This window comes from Microbacterium sp. cx-59, assembly GCF_020805625.1.
Classification (GTDB): domain Bacteria; phylum Actinomycetota; class Actinomycetes; order Actinomycetales; family Microbacteriaceae; genus Microbacterium.
The window spans coordinates 1-20,447 of sequence record NZ_JAJHGO010000007.1; the positions used below are offsets into that span (position 1 = coordinate 1).

The following is a 20,447-nucleotide window of genomic DNA, read 5'->3' on the forward strand; positions in this document are numbered from 1 at the left end:
GGGGCGGTTGCTTTTGGGGGGGGGGGGGGGGTGGGGTGGGGGGGGGGGGGGGGCCCCCCCCCGGGGGGGGGCCCCCCCCCCGCCCCGGTCGGGAGGGATCAGAACTCGGCTGTCCAGGCGGTCTGCGCCTTCTCCAGCGCATCCGGGATGGACTGCTGCCCATCCAGCGCCGCCTGGAACTGCTCGCCGAACTGGCGCATGAGCTCCTCGGCGACGGGGAGTCCGGTGAACTCGTTCGCCGGGTATCCCGCCTTGTAGATCTCGAACGCCGTCGCGAACAGGTCGTCGTCGGCGACGAACTCGGGAACCGACTTCGTGTTGCCGGGGAACGCGTTCGCCATGGTCGACAGCTTCGAGTTCGTCTCCTCGCTCATCAGGTACGAGACGAGCTTGAACGCCGCGTCTTTGTGCTCGGAGTTCTCGGCGACGCCGATGCCCCACGACGCGTACGGGATGCCGCGTTCACCGGTGTAGTCGTCCTCGGCCGGGATGGCCGAGATCGAGAACTTCAGGTCGGGGTTCGTCTCGCGGATGAGGTTGATGTGCGCGAGCGAGTCGATCATCATGCCGACCCGGCCGTTCGTGAACTCCTCGACCTTGTCCTGCTCCTTCATCGTGAAGCTGCCGGAGGCGATCGCGCCCGAGTCCCACAGGTCGCCGATGAACTCGGTGGCCGAGGTCACGTCGTCGTTCGTCAGGTCGGGCTGACCGTCGGCGAGCATCGATCCGCCGGATGCCCACACCCACGACATGACGTCGTTCTGCACACCGTTCGGCGCCTCGAGCGACAGCGGGAGCACCCATCCGGATGCGTCATCGCCGAGCGCCGAGACCTTCTCGGCCGCATCCGCGAACTCGCTGCGGGTCGACGGCGGGGCGTCGATTCCTGCCTGCGCGAGCAGGTCGTCGTTCGTGAACATCGGGTAGACGAAGTTGACCACCGGGATCATGTACGTCTTGCCGTCGACCTGCACCTGGCTCGCCAGTTCGCTGTCGTCGTAGCCACTGTCGGCCATCAGCGTGCTGAGGTCGGCGATGACGCCCTGCGAGGCGAAGTCGTTGACCCACGCGCCGTCCAGACCCACGACGTCGGGCATCGTTCCTGACGCCGCCCCGGCGAATAGCTGCTCCTTCGTCGACGCGTACGGGCCGCTGACGAGGTCGACGGTGATGCCCGGGTTCGCTGCTTCGAAGTCGTCGATCAGCGCACGGAACTCCCCGTCGGGCAGCTCCGGTTCCCACCACTGCGCGAACTCGATGGTGACGTCACCGTCCGCGCTCTCTCCTGATCCGCCGGAACTGCACGACGTCAATACGACGACGGCCGCTGCGGTGGTTGCGATGCCTGCGAGCATCACTGCTCGGCGGTGCATGCGCCGATGTGTAGCCATGGTGTCTCCTCTTCGAGATCCTGCGGCATTACGCGCTCTTCTGCGGGTTTCTGCCTCTTTCAGCATGAGTATGCAGGGGAAACTCGAACGAGTCAACAACTTTCCTGCGTGCGAGGGGCTCCGTTGCCGCGTGACGGCGTGCTGTTTCCTGCACGAATTTGCGCGGCATCTGCCGCAATGTGCTAGATATGTCGGGATGGAAGCTCAAAATCCCGAACGAGGCCGCCGCCTTCCAGCCGGCCGCAAAGCCGACCTGGCCGCGTACGTCCGCCAGTTCGGCCGGGTCACGGTCGCCGACCTCGCGGCCCACTTCGGTGTCTCGATCGACACCATCCGGCGCGATCTCGATCAACTCGACCGCGAGGGCGCCCTCGTGCGCACGCACGGCGGCGCGGTGAGCGCCACCGAGGGCCCCGGGCGCGACCGCGGACTCGATGTCAGACTCCGGATGCAGGTCACCGAGAAGGACAAGATCGCGAAGCTCGCCGTCGAGCTCGTGAAGGACGGCTCGGTCCTGATGCTGAATGCGGGAACGACGACCCTGGCCGTCGCGCGGGCGCTGCGCAACCACCGCGACCTGACCATCGCGACCAACAACCTGCGGGTGCCGAGCGAGATCTCCCCCACGGTCTTCCGCGATCTCTACATCTTCGGCGGGGCCGTTCGCACCCTGACCCAGGCGACGACCGGACCCGTCTCGCTGCCGATGAGCGCCACCAGCCCCGAGGTCGACATCCGCTGCGACATCGCGCTCGTCGCCGTCGGTGCGGTCGACGAATCGGGCTACTCCGCCTCGAACCTTGGCGACGCGTCGATGATGGCCGAGATGGTGCGCCGCGCCGACCGCACCGCGATCCTCGCCGACTCGACGAAGCTCGAGCGCCGCCTGTTCGCACAGGTCGCCCCGCTCGACGGCGTGGACTACCTGATCACCGATCAGGAGCCGCCCTCCGGGCTCGCCGCGGCGCTATCCGCCGCGGGGGTCACCGTCCTCACCCCCTGACTCCCGGCCGCGCGCCGGTTACGGTGGAGGGGTCGATGAGAAGGGGGAGCTTCGTGACCGACAACATCTCCGCATCCGGTGCACCGACGGGCGCAACGCCGGCGGGATGGTACGCCGATCCGTGGGCGCCCGGCGTCGTCCGCTACTGGGACGGCGCCGCGTGGACGCCGCACGTGCAGGCGCCGCCCACGCGCACCCCCGAGGTGAACACGCAGACCGTGTGGATCTGGCTCATCGCGCTGCTGCCGCTGGTCTCGGTGCTCACGATCCTGATCGTGCCGTGGCGCTCGATCCTGGAAGAGACCATCGCGGCGAGCATGGACCCGCGGCGCGCACCGTTCGCGTCGCTCGGCATCTACACGTCGCCCTGGTACCTGCTGGCGATGTTCGTCGGGATCGTCCTCAGCGGACTGATCGTGTGGTTCGCCTATCTCGACCACCGCGAACTGCGCGCCCGCGGAATCGACCGGCCGTTCCCGTGGCCGTGGGCGTTCCTGAACTCCGTCTACGCGGTCGGGCGCGCGATCGTCAGCATCCGGCGCACGGGCCGCGGAGCGGGCGTGCTGTGGGCCGTCGGCCTCGCAAACCTCGCCGGATTGATCGCCGGCGGGATCATCGTCGGAATCTCCATCGAGGTCACCCTCGACTCGATCACCGACATCGTCCGCTCGGCGAACAGCTACCGCTGAGCACGTCGGCCGCGGCGATCAGTCGCTCACGCGAGCGAAGCGGGGGCCGCGATAGCCGTCGCGGTCGACCTCCTCCACGAACATTTGAAGGGGGCGCACCCATGACCCGCCGTCGCCGTACAGCTGGCGGTAGAAGACGTGCCACTCCTCGGTCTCGCTGTGCCGACCGACGCCGATCACTTCGTACCGCGCGCCGCGGAAGTGCGCGTACACGCCCGGGGACACCGCATCCGGGGTGCCCTGATCGTTGCCGTCCATCGTCGTTCCCCTCGATTCGCTCCCTCGAGCGTAGGGCGGCGGCGGGTCGTAAGCTCGACCGGTGACGAACCGCAGCCGCGCCCAGGCCGAGCGACCCCGGCCGCCCCGCATCACGCCGATCGTCGACGTCACGCGCGAACCGATCGAGTCCGCGAGCCTGTTGACGCACTCGAACCTCGAGCTGGTCGAGATCTCGGGAGACCTCACCGGCGTCGACCTCGAGGGGATCGGGCTCAGCGAATCGCTTCTGCGCGACATCTCGGCGCGCGAGCTGCACCTGCGCTCCGCGTCGCTCGTCGAGACCCGGCTCGTGCGGGTCGACGCACCGGTGCTGGGGGCAGCGTCCCTCTCGCTCCGCGACGTCGTCGTGCAGGACTCCCGCATCGGATCCGCCGAACTCTACGACTCCACCTGGCAGTCCGTGCACGTCACCGGATGCCGCCTCGGCTACCTCAACCTGCGCTCCGCGCGCCTCACCGACCTGCTCTTCACCGACTGCACGATCGACGAGCTCGACCTGAGTGCGGCGGTCGTCAGCCGGATGGCGTTCCGCGACACGACCGTCCGCGCGCTCACGCTGCACGGCGCGCGCCTCACCGACGTCGATCTGCGCACCCTCGACCCGGGGCGCATCGACGGCATCGAGGGCCTGCGCGGCGCGAGTCTCAGCACCGATCAGCTGCAGGCGCTCGCGCCCGCTCTCGCCGAGGCGCTCGGTATCCACATCGCCGACTGACCGGATCAGCTGGTCGCGTACACGTTCTCCGAGATCTGCACCGCACCGTCGGGCGGGATCCCGTCGTCGGGGTACACCCGGAAGCTGCCGCCCGGCCCGCTCGTGGCGAACTCGCCCGCAGGTTCCGTGCAGCCGCTCGCCCATTCCTTGCTCTCGGGGTACTGCACGAGACAGATTCCGCGTTCGGTGCGCAGCAGCCACAACCGCGTCCCCTCGTACTCGCCCACGAACCGCACGCTCGATTCGTCCGCACCGTCAACCCAGGTCACCGACCCCGGAATCGCATCGTCGGCCGACGGCTCCCGGTCGAGGTCGGACCAGCGCGTACCGCCCGCACACCCGGTGAGTCCGAGAGCGGCGACGGCCAGACTCGCGGCCAGCGCAGCAACGCGATGTTTCGGAGACATGCCTGAACGATACGCCCGAGCCGTCTCGCCGAGCCACGATACGGTGAGCCGTCATGACCAGCCCGAAACGCAGCAAGCCGTGCGCACACTGCGGACGCCCGTTCACCGACCGGAAGCGGTGGAGCGGCCGGGATCAATGGGACGAGGTCAAGTACTGCTCGGCGTCGTGCCGCGCCGCGGCGGCCCGCGACCGACGCGGTCACGCGGACTGAGGGGCACTTCGCGGAGATCGCCCAGCCGTCCGCCCTACGCTGGATCGACGCCGCCCGCACACCGACCGGAGGGGAACGGATGCACGCCCGTCCTCCCGCGCGGCCCGTCCGCCGAAAGCCCGCGCGACGGCGGCGCACCCGGCGGGCGTGGCTCATCGCGTTCGGCATCCTGATTCCCGTCCTGATCGGCGGCGGCCTCGTCTGGGGCGGCGGCTTCGCATTCACCGCACTCGCGGCCGCCCTCGACGACGCCGTCGACGGCGTGACGGTGCCGGCCTTCGACCCGGATGCAGCGCTCCCCCCGGCGCCCGTTCCCCCGAACATCGCCGGGTACGGCGTCGAGCAGCTCGGCAACGCGTGCACCATCCTGCGCGCGGGGCGCGACCTCGGATTCGACGACCGCGACCAGACCATCGCGATCATGACCGCCATGGGCGAGTCGTCGCTGCGCAACATCGACTACGGCGACTGGGAGACGAGCGGGGTCACCAACCCCGACGGCTCGCGCACGACCTCGATCGGGCTCTTCCAGCAGCAGGACAACTGGGGAACCCGCGAGCAACGCCTCGACGCGTACACGGCAGCGACTCTCTTCTACCGGGCGATGGCGGCCCGCATTCCCGACCGCGCCGCCCTCGATCCGACGATCGTCGCGCACAACACGCAGATCAACGCCGACGCCAACCACTACGCGCGCTACTGGGACCGCGCCGTCCGCGTCGTCGCCGCGCTCGGCGGAACGCCGCTCGCAAACGACAAGCTCGACGGCATCCCGCTCTGCCCCGCGGGGTGAGCGCGGGCGATCTCGGCTCTTGTTGACAACTTCTCCATCCGAATCCGCCGCCGCTCCGAATGACATGCGGCGATGCGCTTCACCGATGGTCAGCGCGTCTTGCGGGGGAACAAGAACGCGACCTCGTGGAGAACATCGCCGTGGGGATCGCGTAGCGGCGACGGCCGGACGCGAAGCGTGGGCTGCCATGTCGTGGGGGGATGGCAGCCCGCCGGCCCTTCCCCGTGCGTCCGCGCTCCGCTCCGCAGCGTGATCAGCGGGGCGGCGTGCTCGCCGACGTCGGCACCTCGACGGGGATCGAGACCCGCCACCGCCGCTGCACCCCGTCGACCACCGCGAGCGCCACGAACCCCGCGATGAGCTTGTCGGGCACAGACACCATGAGGTTCGACACGAACACCGACCAGACCATGGCACCGCTCAGACCCAGGATCCGGTGCATCAGGGTGTCGGCAGAATGCCCGGCGCCGCCCTCGAACATCAGCATCAGCAGGGGCACCGCCACGAGCGTGCACGTCACCGCGACGAGCAGATTGAGCGCGAAGAACCGCGGCACGGTGCGCGCGAGCCCGAGGCGTGCGCCGTAGCCCCAGACGAGCGCGCCCGCGATGTTCACCAGCACGAAGGGCGCCGCATCCGGGTTGCCCACTGCCGCACCGCTGAGATTCGTGATCACCGCGACCAGCACGCCGAACCACGGCCCGAGCGCGATCGCGGCGACCGACGTGCCGATCATGTCGAGATACAGCGGCAGGTGGAGGCTCGGTTCGAGCGTGATCGCGATGAGGTTCACGAGCGCGGATGCGGCCAGCACCGCGACCACGAACCTCCCCCGGGAAAGAGGCCGGCGGGTGTCCGTGCCGGCTCCCGTCACGGTAACGGCATCCGTGTCTGCGGTCGTCGTCGGCCGTTCGGCGCGGGCCCGCGCCGCGCGGCACCGCGCGACCCAGCGGTCCACCGCGGCGTCGCCTTCGCCGAGCACGGCGGCGATCTCGCCGACGAGGGTCGCGCTGATGCGCGCCCGACCGGGGCGGAAGACGTCGTAGACGGTGCTGCGCGCCAGTCGGGCCGCCGACGCCGGCATCCCGGCCGCCTGCCGTCGCTCGGCGATGCGTCGAGCGATCTCGGCGTACGACACGTGACCGGCATCGGCGCGCAGCGCCTGCAGATCGCCCGCGATGTCGTCGAAGGTCTCGCTCGTGCCGTCGTCCACATCCGCCCCATGCGTCTCGTGCTCGCGGTCGTTCCCGCGATCGCAGCCTAGCGACCGGGGTGTCCGAGATTGTCCGGGAATCGTCGAAACGCCCGCCGCCGCGCGGGGCGAAGGGATACGTTCGGCGGGTGCGAGATGCTGCCGCGCGCCCACCGTCGGGGGACGTGCGCGAACGCGGCGGCCAGCACGGAGCCGCGGGCTGGCATGACGTCCTGGGGGAGCATGGCAGCCCGCGGCGTTCCCCCCGCTGCGGGCGCGTGGGCCCCTGCGACGCGGCGCCGCGGCACATGAACCCGTATGACGACGGAAGTCCGGATGCGTCACACCCGGTGGGGGCGCCGCACCGCCCGGTGCGACGCTCGGGGCCATGGCCCACCGCACCCTTCGCCGTCTCGTCCCCCTGGCTGCCGCCGCATCCGTCGCCGCTCTCGCGCTGACCGCGTGCAGCGGCTCCGCCGCCGCCCGGCCCGCCGCCGACGCCCAACTCGTCAAGGGCGGCACGATCGTCTACGCCCACCAACAGGAGCCCTCCTGCATCTTTGGCGGCTGGATCGAGCAGGCGTACATCTCGTACCAGGTACTCGACAGCCTGTTCTCGCTCGACGCCGACGGGAACGCGGTGCCGTGGCTCGGCGAATCGTGGGAGGTCTCCGACGACGGACTCACCTACACGATCGCTCTGAAGAAGGGCGTCTCGTTCACCGACGGCACCCCCGTGAACGCCGAGGCCGTCGCGTACAACTTCGACTACTGGGTGGGCGGGGGCAACAGCACGGCCCGCGTCTGGCTCGGCGGCTACTACGAGTCCGCGGAGGCCGTCGACGACACGACGGTCGCCATCCACCTGTCGCGCCCGTACACGAACTTCATCCAGAACCTCACGCAGGGCTACTTCGGCATCCAGTCGCAGCACGCGCTCGAAACCCGCACCGACGAGGAGAACTGCGCGGCGCCCATCGGTTCCGGCGCGTTCACGGTCGAGGAATGGAACCGCGGTCAGAACGTCATCCTCGCGCGCAACGACGACTACACGTCGTGGCCCGCGAACGCCGAGCACACCGGACCGGCGTACGTCGACACCGTCGACTGGCGCTTCGTCGCCGACCCGACGACGCGCGTCGCGGCACTCCAGTCCGGCCAGGCGAACCTCATCTACGACGTACCGGCGACCTCCTGGGAGACGCTCGACACCGCCGGGTACACCCTCGAGAAATACGTGACGGCGGGCCGCCCGCAGCAGATCTCGTTCAACACCGCCGAGGGCCCGTTCGTCGACGAGAACGTGCGGAAGGCCTTCGTCTACGCGCTCGACCGAAAGCAGATCGTCGACACGATCGGGCAGGGCGTGATCCCTTACGAGGGCAACGGCGCCGTCAGCCAGACGACCCCGGCCTACAGCCAGGAAGCCGCCGACCTCTACACGTACGACCCGGAGAAGGCAGACGAGCTGCTGGATGCGGCGGGCTGGAGCGAGACCAACGCCGACGGCTACCGCGTGAAGGACGGCGAGGTGCTCGACGTCCTACTCCCCTACGGCGCCGGCTCCATCATCAACACCGACGGCGCCTCGATCCTGCAGGCCGTGCAGGAGCAGGCGAAGGCCGTGGGCTTCAAGGTCGAACTGCGCCCGCTCAGCCAGGCCGATCTCTGGGGCGGCGACTACAGCACCCCCGACTCGTACGACCTGTCGGTCGGGTACTGGACCGCCATCAACGCCGGCATCCTCTACATCAACTGGCGCCCGAGCACGGACGACGATCCGAACTACTCGAACTCCGCGTTCTACAGCGACCCCGAACTCGAGCGACTCATCCTCGCCGCGAACTCGGAGGCCGACCCGGCAACGCAAGACGATCTCTACGCCCAGGCGCAGAACTACATCGCCGACCACGCCACCTCGGTCGGCCTCTACGACCGGCTCAGCACGCTCGCCGTCAGCCCCGACCTCCAGGGCGTCTGGCAGGAGCACGCACAGGGAGGACCGACGTTCTATGACGCTCACTTCGTCGAGTGAGCCCGCGCTCGAGGTCCGCGCACCCGCGCGGGCCTCGAGCTCCCGCTCACGTCTCGGCCGCCGCGTTCGCCCCCTGGTCGGCAGCATCGGCAGCGCGATCATCGTGCTGTGGGGCGCCGCGACCGCGGCGTTCCTCGCCCAGCTCGCCCTCCCCGGCGACCGGGCGACCGCCATCCTGAACATCCGCACCGGCCAGGCCCAGCAACGCACGCCCGACGAGCTCGCCCCGATCATCGCGCAATACGGACTCGACCAGTCCGTGCTCACGCAGTACCTCGGCTACCTCGGCGGGCTGCTCCGCGGCGACCTCGGCACGTCGTATCAGCAGTTCCGTCCGGTGTGGAACATCATCTCCGAGCAGCTCGGCGCGACGCTCGCCCTGAGTCTCAGTGGCATCGCCCTCGCGTGGCTGATCATGGTGTTCTGGGTCACCCTCACCGCGGGTCGGAGCCCCCGCATCCGCGCGTTCGGCTCGGGCGTCGACACGCTGGCGGCCGGCCTCCCGCCGTACTGGCTCGGCATTCTGCTGCTGCTCGTGTTCGCCCTGCAGCTGCGCTGGTTCCCCGTCATGGGCGGTTCGGGTATCGAGGGGCTCCTGCTTCCCGCGCTGACCCTCGCCATCCCGCTCGCCGGCTTCATGGGCCAGGCGACCCGGGCCGAGTTCGAACGGGTCCTGCAGCAGCCGTTCGTGCTGAGCGCCCGGATGCGGGGCATGGGCGACCTCGAGATCCGGCTCCGGCACGTGCTCCGGCACGCGTCGATCCCCGCGATCACGCTCACCGGCTGGGCGATCGGCGCGACCATCTCGGGCGCCGTGATCGTCGAGTCGATCTTCTCCCGGCCCGGAATCGGCGACACCCTCGTCACCGCGGTCAGCTCGCAGGATCTGCCCGTCGTCACCGGGATCGTCGTGCTCGTGGCTCTCGTCTACGTGCTCGCGAACGTGCTCGTCGACATCCTGTACACCATCATCGACCCGAGGATCACGACGTCATGACGACCTTCGATTCCCCCCGGACGGATGCGGCGGCCCGCGCACCGCGTCGCCGCATCCGGATCGATCTCGGGGCGACCGCCTCCGTGCTCGTACTGGTGTTCTTCGTCGTGGCGGCCGTCGCTCCGGCGCTGCTCGCCACGCACTCCCCGACCGCGCAGGACTTCGCGCACGCTCTGCAGCCCCCGTCGCTGCAGTTCTGGTTCGGCACCGACGAGGGCGGCCGCGACCTCTACAGCCGGGTCGTCTTCGGGTCGCGTGAGTCGCTCGCGATCGGCGTCGGCGCCGCCGGGCTCGCGATGGTCATCGCGCTCGTGCTCGGCACGCTCGCCGCCCTCGGCGACCGGGTCACCGCCGCGATCGTGAACCGCGTGCTCGAGGTCGTGTTCGCGTTCCCGACGCTGCTGTTCTCGCTGCTGCTCGTCGCGATCCTCGGCCCCTCGGCCGGTACCGCCATCCTCGCCGTCGGCGTCAGCACCGCACCCGGTTACGCCCGGATGGTGCGCGGTCAGATCCTGTCGGAGCGGAACGCCGGCTACGTCGAAGCCGCCCGGGCGCTCGGCCACGGCCGGTGGCGCATCACCCGGCAGCACATCCTGCCGAACGCCATGCGCCCCCTCATCGCCATCTTCACGATGTCGATCGGCCAGTCGATCGTGTGGGCCTCCGGCCTCGCCTTCCTCGGCCTCGGGGTCGCCCCGCCGTCCTCTGAATGGGGCGCCCTCCTCGACGCCGGCCGCGCCTACCTGCTGCAGGCGCCGTGGCTCACCGTCATCCCGGGGCTCGTGATCCTCGTGCTCGCCCTCACCGCGACGACGGTCGGCCGCTTCATCCAGAACCGCCTCGAAACGGGAGAGTGACATGACACTGCTCGATACGAAGCCCGCGGCCGCAGCCGGTCCGGTCGACCCGGCACGGCGCCTGCGCGTCGACAACCTCGAGGTCGGATTCACCCGCGACGGCGAGACGCGGTCGGTGGTTCGCGGGGTGTCCTTCGACCTGCACGCCGGCCGCTGCGTCGCGATCGTCGGCGAATCCGGTTCCGGCAAGAGCGTCACGGCGCGCACGCTCGTCGGCCTCACCGGCGCGGGCAGCGTGCAGAGCGGACGCGTCCTGCTCGGCGCGGCCGATGACCCGGGTGACGAACACGTCGCCGACCTGACCGCGCAGTCGGAGCGGGGCTGGCGCCGCATCCGGGGCCGGCGCATCGGGTTCATCCAGCAGGACGCCCTCGTCTCGCTCGACCCGCTCCGGCCCGTCGGGCGCGAGATCGAGGAGTCGCTGCGCCTGCACGGCTGGGGCGACCGCGCCGCCCGGCGGGCGAAGGCCGTCGAACTGCTCGCGAGCGTCGACGTGCCCGCCCCCGAGCGTCGCGCACGGCAGCGGCCCGGCGAACTCTCGGGGGGACTCCGCCAGCGTGCGCTGATCGCCTCCGCGATCGCCCTCGACCCTGACGTCGTGATCGCCGACGAACCCACGACCGCGCTCGATGTCACGGTGCAGGCGCAGGTGCTCGCCCTGCTCGACGATATGAAGGCGCGTGGCGCGTCGCTCGTTCTCATCAGCCACGACCTCTCCGTGGTCGCGCACCTCGCCGACGAGATCCTCGTGATGCGCGGCGGCGAGGTCGTCGAGCAGGGGCCGGCCGACGTACTGCTGCGGCATCCGCAGCATCCGTACACGCGGAGCCTCATCGACGCAGTGCCGGGCGGACACACCCGCGGCGAGCGCCTCGCGCCGCCGAGCCTCCATCTCGCGCGCGCCGACACGCTCTCCGGCACCGCCACGACGGACAGGGCCGAGCCCGTGCTCGAGGCGCGCGGACTCGTCAAACGCTTCGCGGCGCCCGACGGCACGCCCACCGTCGCGGTCGACGACGTCAGCTTCACCCTGCACCGGGGCGAAACCCTCGGCATCGTCGGCGAGTCGGGGTCGGGCAAGAGCACGACGGCGCGCATCGCGCTCGCGCTCGAGGCCGCGGATGCGGGCGAGGTGCGGTTGCTCGGCCAGCCGTGGACGGCCGTGCCCGAATCACGACGGCGGGTCCTCCGCCGTCGCATCTCGGTCGTCTCGCAAGATCCGCTCAGCTCGTTCGATCCCCGGTGGAACGTCGAACGCATCCTGCTCGATGCGATCCCCGCCGACGCCGGCCTCGGGCGGGGCGCCCGCGTGCAGCGCGCCCGGGACCTGCTCGCACAGGTCGCCCTCCCGCCCGAGACGCTGCGACGGTTCCCGCTGCGACTCTCGGGGGGCCAGCGTCAACGCATCGCGATCGCCCGCGCGCTCGCCCCCTCCCCCGAGATCGTCGTGCTCGACGAGGCCGTGTCCGCGCTCGACGTGTCGGTGCAGGCGCAGATCCTCGACCTGCTCGTGGATCTGCAGAACGACTACGGCCTGAGCTACCTCTTCATCTCGCACGACCTCGGCGTCATCCACCACATGAGCGACCGTGTGCTGGTCATGAAGAACGGCGTGGTCGTGGAGAGCGGCACGTCCGAGCAGATCTTCGTGGCGCCCGCGCATCCGTACACGCAGGAGCTCGTCGGAGCGCTGCCCACCCTTGATCAGAAGCCCCTCGATCAGAAGAGAGCGAACTCATGACCCGCCCGCTGCGTTTCAACGCCTTCGTGATGCACACGAACTCCCACATCCAGCACGGCCACTGGCGCCGACCCGACGCCCGGCAGGTCGACTTCCAGGACGTCGATCTCTGGATCGACCTCGCCCGGCTTCTCGAGGACGCCAAGTTCGACGCGATGTTCTTCGCCGACGTGACGGGGCTCTACGGCGACGCGGATGCGGACTTCGAGGTCTACGCGCGGCACGGCCTGCAGATTCCGAGCCACGATCCGACCGTGCTGCTCGGCGCCCTCGCCGTCTCGACCATCGATCTCGGGCTCGCGCTCACTTCGAACGTCGCGCAGAACCACCCGTTCAACTTCGCCCGGCAGGTGTCGACCCTCGATCACATCTCGCGCGGCCGGATCGCGTGGAACATCGTCACCGGCACGCAAGACAACGGCGCGCGCAACTTCGGGCTGCCGCAGTTGACAGACCACAGCGAGCGCTACCGGTGGGCGCAGGAGTACGTCGACGTGGTCTACAAGCTGTGGGAGGGCTCGTGGGACGACGGAGCGCTCCTGAAAGACAAGGAGCGCGGCATCTACGCCGACGCGAGCAAGATCCACAAGATCTACCACGAGGGCCCGCGCTACCGCGTCGAGGGTCCGCACCTCCCCTCCCCTTCCCCGCAGCGCACACCCCTGCTGTTCCAGGCCGGGTCGTCGGCGTCGGGGCGCCGATTCGCCGCCGCGAACGCCGAGGCGACGTTCATCATCGCGCCCTCGCCCGCGATCGCGAAGCGCCAGATCGACGAGACCCGCGCCCTAGCCGTCGAGTACGGGCGCGAACCCGACGACATCACGTTCTTCCAGGGTCTGAGCTTCATCATCGGCGACACCGAGATCGAGGCGCACGAGAAGGCCGAGGAGTACGAGCGGTACGCGAGCACCGAGGGCTACCTCGCGCACTCCGCTCTGGTCGATAAGACCGGTCGCGTGTACGACCCGAAGACGCCGTTGAAAGACATCGACACGAACACGGCACGCGGGTTCTTGTCGTGGACGTCGCAGGCGGTCACCGACCGAGAGCCGCTCGTCGAGGATGTCGCGCTGATCAGTAGGCGAAGCTCACGCGTGGTCGGCACGCCCGACCAGATCGCCGACCGGCTCGTCGAATGGCAGGCCGCCGGCATCGACGGGGTGAACGTCGTCAACTGGGTGCTGCCGGGTTCGTTCGAAGAATTCGCCGAGAAGGTGCTGCCGGTGCTGCGCGAGCGCGGACTCGCCCAGAGCGAGTACGCGCCGGGACCGCTCCGCCAGAAGCTGTTCGGGTCGCCGCTGCTCAACGAGCGCCACCCCGCGGCCCGGTACCGCGGGGCATTCGCGCACGGAGCGACGACCTGGGCAGAGGCCGATGACCTCCGCGCGCAGGGTCTTCTTCCGGCCGCGGTCTGACTCGTTCCGACTTCCCACACCCGCGCGTCGGATTCGGCATCCCGCGTGGGTGATAATCAGGTATCGGCGGTGATGCCGACGATCTGGGGATGGGGGACGCGATGCCGTTGCGGAGCATGGAGACGTTGCAGTCGTGGTTGACGGAGTTCATCACCCAGGGGCACCCGGAGGTTCGGGCGCTCAAGGTGTTGAGCCAGGATGTCGACGACGACGGTGAGGTCGGACTCGTCCGCGTTCAGCTGGCGAACGCGAGCACCGTGACCTATCTCGAGCCCGCCGCTCCCGGATCGGTGCAGTGGATCGTCACGCTCGAACCGCGCGAGGACGTCGTCGTGCTGGACGCGGCCGGCCTGCAGAAGCTATCGGGCGAACTCGCTACCGTCGCGGCGCTGTGCTTCTTCCTTCAGGCGAAGTCCGAGGAGTTCCTCGCCGCCGCGCACTGACACGGCCCGGCGCCGAGCGACCGGGTCAACGCCCGGATGCGGACGCCGTCAGTTCCTCGAGAAGCTCCGCGAACGGATCCGTGACCTCGGCGCCTTTGCTGAGTGCCGCCGCCGTCAGGTCGTCGTCGAACCGGGTCAGGATGTTCCACGGGTCGGCCCGGAGGTCGATCGTGAGGTGGATGCGGCTCACCCGCCGATCGGATGCATCCGGCTCGCGGCGCACCGCATCCCGTTCGGCCAACCGGTCGATCAGGGTCGTCACACCGGCCGACGTGATGTTCAAGTGGTCGCGCAGCTCGCCGGATTTCAGACCCGGGTTCTCGGCGATGAACAGCAGCGCCCGCGCGTCCATCTCGTTGATGCCGAGCGTCTTGCGTGCTTCCCGCAGCGCGTCGGTTCGAGCGTCGATGTACCGGGCCAGAGCGCGGGCCAGGGAAGACTCGCGCGTCGTGGAACTCACCATCCGTCCATCGTGACACGAGAACCGACGATAAGTCGTGAGATTACCTAACGAACTTAGGGATAAGTCAAACTCTCTCGGATTTTTACCTAAGTTCGTTAGATAGTTTGCTAAGGTAAATCTCGCCGGGCACACCGGATCCGATCAAGGGACTCGACATGACGCTTCTCCACACGACGACCGGCCGCCCGAGCGCCCCTCGCCGCGCGACCTTCGTTGCCGCGCCGCGTCGCGCCCCGCAGATCACCGCATCCACGATGGCACTCACGGCCGTCGTCAGCGGCGCCGCAGCCCTCGCCGCGTGCGCCGCCACCCTGTCGATCACGTTCCTCTAACCCCCTCTCACACTGGAGTCGTCACCATGGGTCAGCTCTTCTACGCCAACACCGACACCGCCGTCGAGATCGACGACACGCTGCTGGCACACCTCCAGGTCGTGGCATCGACCAAGCTGCGCCGCAGCGAATCGTTCACGCTGACGCTCCGACGCACCGTCGGAGGCAAGGCCGGCCGTGAGACGCTGTGGCTGCAGCCCTCCATCCCCCTCCGGTTCCAGTTCGAATCCGCCGAGCCCGTTCGCCTCGACCCAGCCGTGCTCCGGGGGCTCGCCGAACAGGCGAACTCGACCGCCGGACTCACCGTCGACCTCGACGCGGCCGGCGAACTGCCCGCGCAGATGTCGACCCGCAGCCGTCGCCCGCAGCCCGCGCTCTCGCGCGTCGCCTGATCAGTTATCCACCGTGCCCGAAATGAGCGGACGTGAACCGTTCAGTGTGGTACGAATAAGCGTTGTCGGTTCGCTCCCCGCGAAGGCCCGAACAGGCAGCACCCCGAGCTAGGCGAGGTCTCGACCTCTTCGCTCACATCCCCTCTCGCGGTGTCGCGAGAGGGGATGTCTCGTTCGAGGGAGACAGCGGTCTCAGCGCGTGATGATCGCCGCCACCACGAGCGCCACGACCCCGAGCGCGAGCATCGTCACGCCGACGTACACGCTCCAGTGCCGGCGCTGAGACACCTGGCGCCGGATGCGCGCATCACGCGATCGGGAATGGCGAGCATGCACCTTCGCTCGCTCTTTCTCTGCCGCGCGGATGCTGCGTTGGTCGGAACGCGAGTGGGTCATGGCCGTAGCCTCTCCAAAGCGGAAGACGACCGCGGAGGCACGGTCACCCGCAGGCTATCCCGGCAGCTTTTCGCCGAGGTTACGTGTCCGCGTACGTGAGAAATCGTGCGGGCGACGCGGCACCATCCTCGGCCCTGCACCGGGGAGCGTCAGGCTTCGGCGAGGAACGCGAGCGCCGCGGTGCGGAACTCGCGGGAGCCCGGCGCGTTGAAGTGGTGCCGCCCGGGAATCTCCAGGAATCGTCCGTTCTCGCACGCGGCAGCGAGGGACTTCGAGCCCTCCAGGATGCCGTCGAGCGAGCCCGTCGCGAACAGCACCGGCTGGGTCGGCGCCCGGTCCGGCGACGGATCGGCGACGCCCGATGCCCGCATCCCCTCCGCGATCGCGAGGAGCGCCCGGAGATCGTTGCCGCCGACGCGCTCGATCAGCTGCACGTAGTTCTGCGTGACCTTGTCGGTGACCGGTGTGCCGTCCTCGACGAAAGCCCGCGCCTGGTCGAGATCGAGACGGCTGAGGGGCACACCATCCGGCACTCCCCCGAGTACGACGCGCTCGACCCGGCCGCGGAAGTCCTGCGCGACCTCCCACCCGACGCGGGCACCGAGCGAGTAGCCGACGTAGAACGCGGTGTCGACGAGGTACGTGTCGAGCACGGCCTCGACGTCATCGGCCATCGTGCGCAGCCCGTACTGCAGAGGATCGTGCGGCTTGTCGCTGCGGCCGTGGCCACGCTGGTCGAGCGCGAGCACGCGGTACCCGGCGCGCTGCAGATCGCGCACCCACCCCGTGTTCACCCAGTTGTCGCGGGTGCTCGAGGCGAAGCCGTGCACCAGCAGCACGGTGAGGCCGGTGTCCTCGCCCCACGAATAGGTCGCGATCCGCTGGCCGTCACCGGCCATGACGTACTGGGGTTCGGGCATCGACGTCAGGTCGGGCAGCGCAGTGGTCACGGCACGATTCTCCTCCCGGCGCCGCATCGGAGCGAATTACGCTGACACGGTGAGCGATGTCGTCAGCCTGGAGCTGCTCCTGGACCCCGAGAGCGAGGCCGCCGTGCGCGCCGACTGGCAACGTCTCGCGGATGCCGGGTTCTCGAGCCTCGCCGCGCACACGTCGCCGAGCAATCGCCCGCACCTGACCCTGTTGGCCCGGCCGACGCTCGCGGCCCTCGATGTCTCGGGGGTCGTCGCGCGCTTGCCGATCCCGGTGCGGCTGGGGGCCGCCCTGCTCTTCGGCGCGGGCGACCGTCGCGTGCTCGCGCGCCACGTGGTGCCGACCGGCGATCTCCTCGCGGTCCATCGCGGTGTGCACACGGCGGCGGTTGACACCGAGGCGGACGCGCCGCACACCGCTCCCGGCGCGTGGACGCCGCACATCACGCTCGCGCGGCGACTCCGGCTCGAGACGCTCCCGCAGGCGCTCGACCTGCTCGGCCCCGAGATCGAGGGCGCGCTGGTGTCGCTCCGCCGGTGGGATTCCGCATCCGCCCGCGTCACCGTGCTCGGCTGACGCCTCAGTCCCCCACCGTGGATCGAGGGCGGTCCTCGGCCATCGCCCGCGCGTGCTCGGTTTTCCCTCGGGCGATCAGGCGGTCGTCCCGCCGCCAGACGCCGACCGTCTCGCGCAATCGGCCGACGAGCGCACGGAATGCGGCTCCCGGAGTGGCCGCGAGCGGCTCGCGCACCTCGGCCTCGGCATCCGACATGCGGTTCAACAGGTCGTCGGTGTCGCGCGGCATCCGTGCGAACTCCAGGCAGAGCTTCGCGACCCCGTCCGCGTGGCCGTGCATGACCGAGTGACCGGCGCCACCGATCTCCCACGTCGAGGCGAACGGGATGCTCTCGGCGACCCGCTGCGCCCACTCGCGCGGAACGACCGCGTCGTGCTCACCACGGATGACGAGCGTCCGCGCACGGATCTTCGCGAACCGGTCCTCGATCGGAAACCGCATCATCACGGGCAGGATGCGGAAGAACCAACGGAACCCGCACGTCAGGTAGGCGCTCAACGCGAGCAGCTTGACCTTCAACGGTTCGTGCCAGGTGGCCCGCAGGAACCGCCAGGCGAGAACCGGGAGTCGTCGGGCGTGCGGGTCGACGACCGGACCGATGAGGACGACGGTCTGCAGGTCGGCGCGACGCGCGGCGACCTCGGCCACGAGCTGCGTGCCCATCGAGTGCCCGATCAGGATCGGATCATGGAGTTGCAGATCGTCGATCACCGCCTCGACCAGGTCGGCGTACTGCGCGATCGTCATGGCGCGACCCGGATGCGGAACGCCCCCGAAACCCGGCAGGTCGAGGGCGTGCACGGCCCCGAACTCGTTCAGGTGCGGGGCGAGCCGCTCGAAGTACGTCGCGGCGACGCCGATGCCGGCGACCAGGACGAAGGCCCGCTCGCCCTCGGCGGCGATTGTCGACACCCGCGCGTAGACCGCGCCGCGGCGCACTCGGGTGACGTCGACGGTGACATCGGGGGCATTGCGACGGTGCGCGCGGGCCGGCATCCCCCCATCCTCGCAAACACCGGAGCACGGTACGCGCCGCGCGCGGGCGGTGTCCACCCCCGCGCGCCCGGCCCGCCGCGTTCTACGGTCGAGGCACCATTCGTTCGCCCACAGGAGGAGAACCCCATGTCCGGATCCGAGAACCCGCAGAACCGTGACGGCAGCGACGAGATCGCCGAGAACCTCGGCGCGACCGACGCGGCCTCGCTCGAAGGCCCCGACGTCGAGGTGTCGGTCGACGATGCACCCGGCGGCTCCGTGTCCCCCAAATAACCGATACCGGATCCGTCACGGATGCGGTGAACTGGTTTCGAGCTCGCGGGTGGCTCATGCGGCGACATAAGAAGGTCCCGACCATCGTGCGGATGGTCGGGACCTATGTCACACGAGCCTTCGCGGGGAACGTGCGTTACCAGTATGCGTCATCCGAGCGCCTCCGATGAGCCGCTCTGCACAGCTTTGCCTGTGCATTTCGCCATAGCCCGCGGCGACGCGGTCAGGACGACGCGTCGGCCAGCTTCTGCGAACGCCGGCGCACGGAGAGGTCGACGACCGAGATGACGAACGCGATCGCCACCGCGATCCCGACCGACACCATGCCGAACCCGTACGCGTCGTGGAAGACGACCGCGTCGACCGCGACGTCTTGCTCGCGGTACACCGTGGCGTAGAACAGCGCGAGGGCGATCGCCGTTCCGACGGCGGTGCCGATGCGCTGGCCGAGTTGCCCGACCGAACCCGCGAGGCCCCCCTGTCGTACCGGGATGTCGGCGAGGGTGAGGGTCTGGTTCGGCGAGATCACGAGACCGCCACCGATACCGCCGATGATCATGACACCCGCCATCACGTAGGGCGTCGCCGCATCCGGCACGTACAGCGCCGTCGCGACGAGACCAGCGACGCAGACGAGCACCAGCGCGAGCCCCCAGACGACGACCGGGCGCCCGTAGGTGCCGACCAGGTTGCCGCCCACCCACGATGAGACCGCGCTCGCGAGCGCGAAGCCGATCGTGACCATGCCCGCGAATACGGGTTCGATGTGCAGCCCGCTCTGCAGATAGAGCGTCGTGAGCAGGAACATCGATGGGGCGGCTGTGAAGTAGGCGGCCTGGAGAATCGTGCCGTTGCGGTATGACGCGATCTTGAAGAGGCCGAGAGGGATCAGCGGCTGTTTACCGCGCTCGGCGTACCGGCGCTCCCACGCGATGAAACCCGCCCCGACGAGCACGAAGGCAACCAGCAGCCACCAGCGGCGCGGATCATCGCTCGGCGACCCCGTCGTGAAGAGGAATGGCGCCATCAGCGCCACGATCGTGAGTCCGAACAGCACGAGGCCGATCGGATCGAGCGCGAGGGGGCGCGACGATCGGGTGCGTGTCGTCGGCAGCAGCCAGACGGCCGCCGCGATCGCGGCAAGCCCCAGGGGCAGGTTCATCCAGAAGATGAGGCGCCATCCGTCGGTCTCGCCGCCGACGGCGATCAGCAGGCCGCCGAGCGTCGGGCCGAAGGCCGTCGCGACACCGATCGTCGCACCGAAGAGCCCGAACGCCCGCCCGCGTTCCTTGCCCTGGAACAGCTGCTGAATGAGCCCCAGCACCTGCGGCATCTGCGTGCCGGCCGCCATGCCTTGCACGAGCCGGGCCGCGAGCAGCACGCCCGTGTTCGGGGCGACCGCGCAGGCGACGCTCGCGAGGGTGAAGACCGAGAGCCCGATGAGGAACAGCGCGCGACGCGACCGCTGGTCGCCGATGCGTCCCATCGGCACGAGGAACAGGCCGAAGGTGAGCACGTAGCCGGAGACGATCAGCTGCAGTTCGGTCGAGCCCGCACCGAACGCGGTCTCGATCGAGGGCAGCGCCACGTTGACCTTCGACAGGTCAAGGATCGTCAGGCCCGCGACCGCCACGCACACCCAGAACGCCCGCCAACGGGTGGCGGGCGACAGCGGAATATCGGTCGTGATCGGGTTCGCGCCGGTGTTCGGCGAGCTCGCGGCGCCGGGCATCAGGGCTGATCGCGCCGGGCGAAGACCGACCGCAGGACGAAGAACACCACGAGGGCGACGATCGCGACGAGCACGAGCTTCACGAGGAACGCGACCACCGAGAAGAGGATGTTGACGAGGATCCAGCCGATCACGATGGCTGCGACCACGCCGAGGAGAGTCCAGAGGCTGTTCTTTGTCACCG

General features: G+C 69.6%; 25 protein-coding genes. 15 read left to right on the plus strand and 10 right to left on the minus strand.

The window, feature by feature from the left end; all coding sequences use genetic code 11:
* Nucleotides 1-98 precede the first annotated feature (98 nt).
* Nucleotides 99-1,373: a sugar ABC transporter substrate-binding protein gene (locus LMI96_RS07400; protein ID WP_223722527.1), complete on the minus strand. Its 1,275-nt coding sequence runs from the start codon at nucleotides 1,371-1,373 to the stop codon at nucleotides 99-101.
* Nucleotides 1,374-1,587: 214 nt separating this feature from the next.
* Between LMI96_RS07400 and LMI96_RS07405 the strand changes: the two genes are divergently transcribed.
* Both LMI96_RS07405 and LMI96_RS07410 read left to right on the plus strand, forming a co-directional pair.
* Complete coding sequence (locus LMI96_RS07405; protein ID WP_223722526.1) at nucleotides 1,588-2,394, plus strand: DeoR/GlpR family DNA-binding transcription regulator; 807 nt, start codon at nucleotides 1,588-1,590, stop codon at nucleotides 2,392-2,394.
* 53 nt (nucleotides 2,395-2,447) lie between these two features.
* Complete coding sequence (locus tag LMI96_RS07410) at nucleotides 2,448-3,083, plus strand: DUF2510 domain-containing protein (RefSeq protein WP_228361033.1); 636 nt, start codon at nucleotides 2,448-2,450, stop codon at nucleotides 3,081-3,083.
* A gap of 18 nt (nucleotides 3,084-3,101) precedes the next feature.
* Here LMI96_RS07410 and LMI96_RS07415 read toward each other — a convergent pair whose 3' ends face one another.
* Nucleotides 3,102-3,341 carry a DUF1653 domain-containing protein gene (locus tag LMI96_RS07415; RefSeq protein ID WP_223722524.1) on the minus strand — a complete coding sequence of 80 codons (240 nt, stop codon included), beginning with the start codon at nucleotides 3,339-3,341 and terminating at the stop codon, nucleotides 3,102-3,104.
* 61 nt (nucleotides 3,342-3,402) lie between these two features.
* Between LMI96_RS07415 and LMI96_RS07420 the strand changes: the two genes are divergently transcribed.
* Nucleotides 3,403-4,077, plus strand: coding sequence for a pentapeptide repeat-containing protein (locus tag LMI96_RS07420; protein ID WP_228361034.1), 675 nt, complete (start codon nucleotides 3,403-3,405; stop codon nucleotides 4,075-4,077).
* Between the two features lie 5 nt (nucleotides 4,078-4,082).
* Here the strand turns inward: LMI96_RS07420 and LMI96_RS07425 are convergent, their stop codons facing one another.
* On the minus strand, nucleotides 4,083-4,484 hold the full coding sequence (locus tag LMI96_RS07425; RefSeq protein WP_228361035.1) for a hypothetical protein: 402 nt from the start codon (nucleotides 4,482-4,484) through the stop codon (nucleotides 4,083-4,085).
* A gap of 53 nt (nucleotides 4,485-4,537) precedes the next feature.
* On the opposite strand from LMI96_RS07425, the gene LMI96_RS16410 reads away from it, so the two are divergent.
* Together LMI96_RS16410 and LMI96_RS07430 are read left to right on the plus strand one after the other, a co-directional pair.
* Nucleotides 4,538-4,696, plus strand: coding sequence for a DUF2256 domain-containing protein (locus tag LMI96_RS16410; protein WP_223722521.1), 159 nt, complete (start codon nucleotides 4,538-4,540; stop codon nucleotides 4,694-4,696).
* Nucleotides 4,697-4,775: 79 nt separating this feature from the next.
* Complete coding sequence (locus LMI96_RS07430) at nucleotides 4,776-5,489, plus strand: peptidase M23 (RefSeq protein ID WP_228361036.1); 714 nt, start codon at nucleotides 4,776-4,778, stop codon at nucleotides 5,487-5,489.
* A gap of 253 nt (nucleotides 5,490-5,742) precedes the next feature.
* Here LMI96_RS07430 and LMI96_RS07435 read toward each other — a convergent pair whose 3' ends face one another.
* Nucleotides 5,743-6,702 carry a helix-turn-helix transcriptional regulator gene (locus LMI96_RS07435; protein ID WP_228361037.1) on the minus strand — a complete coding sequence of 320 codons (960 nt, stop codon included), beginning with the start codon at nucleotides 6,700-6,702 and terminating at the stop codon, nucleotides 5,743-5,745.
* A gap of 367 nt (nucleotides 6,703-7,069) precedes the next feature.
* On the opposite strand from LMI96_RS07435, the gene LMI96_RS07440 reads away from it, so the two are divergent.
* From LMI96_RS07440 to LMI96_RS07470, 6 genes are all read left to right on the plus strand, one after another.
* Nucleotides 7,070-8,716: an ABC transporter substrate-binding protein gene (locus LMI96_RS07440; RefSeq protein WP_228361038.1), complete on the plus strand. Its 1,647-nt coding sequence runs from the start codon at nucleotides 7,070-7,072 to the stop codon at nucleotides 8,714-8,716.
* Nucleotides 8,694-9,713: an ABC transporter permease gene (locus LMI96_RS07445; protein WP_228361039.1), complete on the plus strand. Its 1,020-nt coding sequence runs from the start codon at nucleotides 8,694-8,696 to the stop codon at nucleotides 9,711-9,713. Before LMI96_RS07440 ends, LMI96_RS07445 begins: the two co-directional genes overlap by 23 nt.
* A complete protein-coding gene (locus tag LMI96_RS07450) occupies nucleotides 9,710-10,570 on the plus strand; it encodes an ABC transporter permease (RefSeq protein WP_223722516.1) in 861 nt (286 codons plus the stop codon). The genes LMI96_RS07445 and LMI96_RS07450 overlap by 4 nt, the downstream gene beginning before the upstream one ends.
* Before the next feature lies 1 nt (nucleotide 10,571).
* Nucleotides 10,572-12,311, plus strand: a complete 1,740-nt coding sequence (locus tag LMI96_RS16115; protein WP_267059337.1) for an ABC transporter ATP-binding protein — start codon at nucleotides 10,572-10,574, stop codon at nucleotides 12,309-12,311.
* Entirely contained in the window at nucleotides 12,308-13,726 is a 1,419-nt protein-coding gene (locus tag LMI96_RS07465) for an NtaA/DmoA family FMN-dependent monooxygenase (RefSeq protein WP_228361040.1), read from the plus strand. The genes LMI96_RS16115 and LMI96_RS07465 overlap by 4 nt, the downstream gene beginning before the upstream one ends.
* Nucleotides 13,727-13,815: 89 nt before the next feature.
* Complete coding sequence (locus LMI96_RS07470; protein WP_223722513.1) at nucleotides 13,816-14,169, plus strand: protein-L-isoaspartate carboxylmethyltransferase; 354 nt, start codon at nucleotides 13,816-13,818, stop codon at nucleotides 14,167-14,169.
* 25 nt (nucleotides 14,170-14,194) lie between these two features.
* On the opposite strand, the gene LMI96_RS07475 is transcribed toward LMI96_RS07470, so the two are convergent.
* Nucleotides 14,195-14,632 (minus strand): MarR family winged helix-turn-helix transcriptional regulator, encoded by a 438-nt coding sequence (locus tag LMI96_RS07475; protein WP_223722512.1) that lies wholly within the window; start codon nucleotides 14,630-14,632, stop codon nucleotides 14,195-14,197.
* A gap of 155 nt (nucleotides 14,633-14,787) precedes the next feature.
* Between LMI96_RS07475 and LMI96_RS07480 the strand changes: the two genes are divergently transcribed.
* Nucleotides 14,788-14,964: a hypothetical protein gene (locus LMI96_RS07480; protein WP_223722511.1), complete on the plus strand. Its 177-nt coding sequence runs from the start codon at nucleotides 14,788-14,790 to the stop codon at nucleotides 14,962-14,964.
* Nucleotides 14,965-14,990: 26 nt separating this feature from the next.
* Complete coding sequence (locus LMI96_RS07485; RefSeq protein ID WP_223722510.1) at nucleotides 14,991-15,356, plus strand: hypothetical protein; 366 nt, start codon at nucleotides 14,991-14,993, stop codon at nucleotides 15,354-15,356.
* A 192-nt stretch (nucleotides 15,357-15,548) separates the two neighbouring features.
* Here LMI96_RS07485 and LMI96_RS07490 read toward each other — a convergent pair whose 3' ends face one another.
* Entirely contained in the window at nucleotides 15,549-15,752 is a 204-nt protein-coding gene (locus LMI96_RS07490) for a hypothetical protein (RefSeq protein ID WP_223722509.1), read from the minus strand.
* Nucleotides 15,753-15,901: 149 nt separating this feature from the next.
* A complete protein-coding gene (locus LMI96_RS07495) occupies nucleotides 15,902-16,702 on the minus strand; it encodes an alpha/beta fold hydrolase (protein WP_223722508.1) in 801 nt (266 codons plus the stop codon).
* A 49-nt stretch (nucleotides 16,703-16,751) separates the two neighbouring features.
* Here LMI96_RS07495 and LMI96_RS07500 point away from each other — a divergent pair, with 49 nt between their 5' ends.
* The gene (locus tag LMI96_RS07500) at nucleotides 16,752-17,261 is read left to right on the plus strand and encodes a 2'-5' RNA ligase family protein (RefSeq protein WP_228361041.1); all 510 of its coding nucleotides are present in this window, start codon (nucleotides 16,752-16,754) and stop codon (nucleotides 17,259-17,261) included.
* A 4-nt stretch (nucleotides 17,262-17,265) separates the two neighbouring features.
* Here LMI96_RS07500 and LMI96_RS07505 read toward each other — a convergent pair whose 3' ends face one another.
* Nucleotides 17,266-18,258 (minus strand): alpha/beta fold hydrolase, encoded by a 993-nt coding sequence (locus LMI96_RS07505; RefSeq protein WP_228361042.1) that lies wholly within the window; start codon nucleotides 18,256-18,258, stop codon nucleotides 17,266-17,268.
* Between the two features lie 126 nt (nucleotides 18,259-18,384).
* Here LMI96_RS07505 and LMI96_RS07510 point away from each other — a divergent pair, with 126 nt between their 5' ends.
* Complete coding sequence (locus LMI96_RS07510; protein WP_223722505.1) at nucleotides 18,385-18,531, plus strand: hypothetical protein; 147 nt, start codon at nucleotides 18,385-18,387, stop codon at nucleotides 18,529-18,531.
* A 223-nt stretch (nucleotides 18,532-18,754) separates the two neighbouring features.
* Here LMI96_RS07510 and LMI96_RS07515 read toward each other — a convergent pair whose 3' ends face one another.
* The gene (locus LMI96_RS07515; RefSeq protein WP_223722504.1) at nucleotides 18,755-20,263 is read right to left on the minus strand and encodes an MFS transporter; all 1,509 of its coding nucleotides are present in this window, start codon (nucleotides 20,261-20,263) and stop codon (nucleotides 18,755-18,757) included.
* A complete protein-coding gene (locus LMI96_RS07520) occupies nucleotides 20,263-20,445 on the minus strand; it encodes a hypothetical protein (RefSeq protein ID WP_223722503.1) in 183 nt (60 codons plus the stop codon). Before LMI96_RS07520 ends, LMI96_RS07515 begins: the two co-directional genes overlap by 1 nt.
* Nucleotides 20,446-20,447: the final 2 nt, after the last annotated feature.

Coding starts and splice junctions, on each gene's coding strand:
- LMI96_RS07400 (WP_223722527.1), bottom strand. CDS start 1,373: ATGCACCGCCGAGCAGTGATGCTCGCAGGCATCGCAACCACCGCAGCG.
- LMI96_RS07405 (WP_223722526.1), top strand. CDS start 1,588: ATGGAAGCTCAAAATCCCGAACGAGGCCGCCGCCTTCCAGCCGGCCGC.
- LMI96_RS07415 (WP_223722524.1), bottom strand. CDS start 3,341: ATGGACGGCAACGATCAGGGCACCCCGGATGCGGTGTCCCCGGGCGTG.
- LMI96_RS07425 (WP_228361035.1), bottom strand. CDS start 4,484: ATGTCTCCGAAACATCGCGTTGCTGCGCTGGCCGCGAGTCTGGCCGTC.
- LMI96_RS16410 (WP_223722521.1), top strand. CDS start 4,538: ATGACCAGCCCGAAACGCAGCAAGCCGTGCGCACACTGCGGACGCCCG.
- LMI96_RS07430 (WP_228361036.1), top strand. CDS start 4,776: ATGCACGCCCGTCCTCCCGCGCGGCCCGTCCGCCGAAAGCCCGCGCGA.
- LMI96_RS07440 (WP_228361038.1), top strand. CDS start 7,070: ATGGCCCACCGCACCCTTCGCCGTCTCGTCCCCCTGGCTGCCGCCGCA.
- LMI96_RS07445 (WP_228361039.1), top strand. CDS start 8,694: ATGACGCTCACTTCGTCGAGTGAGCCCGCGCTCGAGGTCCGCGCACCC.
- LMI96_RS07450 (WP_223722516.1), top strand. CDS start 9,710: ATGACGACCTTCGATTCCCCCCGGACGGATGCGGCGGCCCGCGCACCG.
- LMI96_RS16115 (WP_267059337.1), top strand. CDS start 10,572: ATGACACTGCTCGATACGAAGCCCGCGGCCGCAGCCGGTCCGGTCGAC.
- LMI96_RS07465 (WP_228361040.1), top strand. CDS start 12,308: ATGACCCGCCCGCTGCGTTTCAACGCCTTCGTGATGCACACGAACTCC.
- LMI96_RS07470 (WP_223722513.1), top strand. CDS start 13,816: ATGGGGGACGCGATGCCGTTGCGGAGCATGGAGACGTTGCAGTCGTGG.
- LMI96_RS07475 (WP_223722512.1), bottom strand. CDS start 14,632: ATGGTGAGTTCCACGACGCGCGAGTCTTCCCTGGCCCGCGCTCTGGCC.
- LMI96_RS07480 (WP_223722511.1), top strand. CDS start 14,788: ATGACGCTTCTCCACACGACGACCGGCCGCCCGAGCGCCCCTCGCCGC.
- LMI96_RS07485 (WP_223722510.1), top strand. CDS start 14,991: ATGGGTCAGCTCTTCTACGCCAACACCGACACCGCCGTCGAGATCGAC.
- LMI96_RS07490 (WP_223722509.1), bottom strand. CDS start 15,752: ATGACCCACTCGCGTTCCGACCAACGCAGCATCCGCGCGGCAGAGAAA.
- LMI96_RS07505 (WP_228361042.1), bottom strand. CDS start 18,258: ATGCCGGCCCGCGCGCACCGTCGCAATGCCCCCGATGTCACCGTCGAC.
- LMI96_RS07510 (WP_223722505.1), top strand. CDS start 18,385: ATGTCCGGATCCGAGAACCCGCAGAACCGTGACGGCAGCGACGAGATC.
- LMI96_RS07515 (WP_223722504.1), bottom strand. CDS start 20,263: ATGCCCGGCGCCGCGAGCTCGCCGAACACCGGCGCGAACCCGATCACG.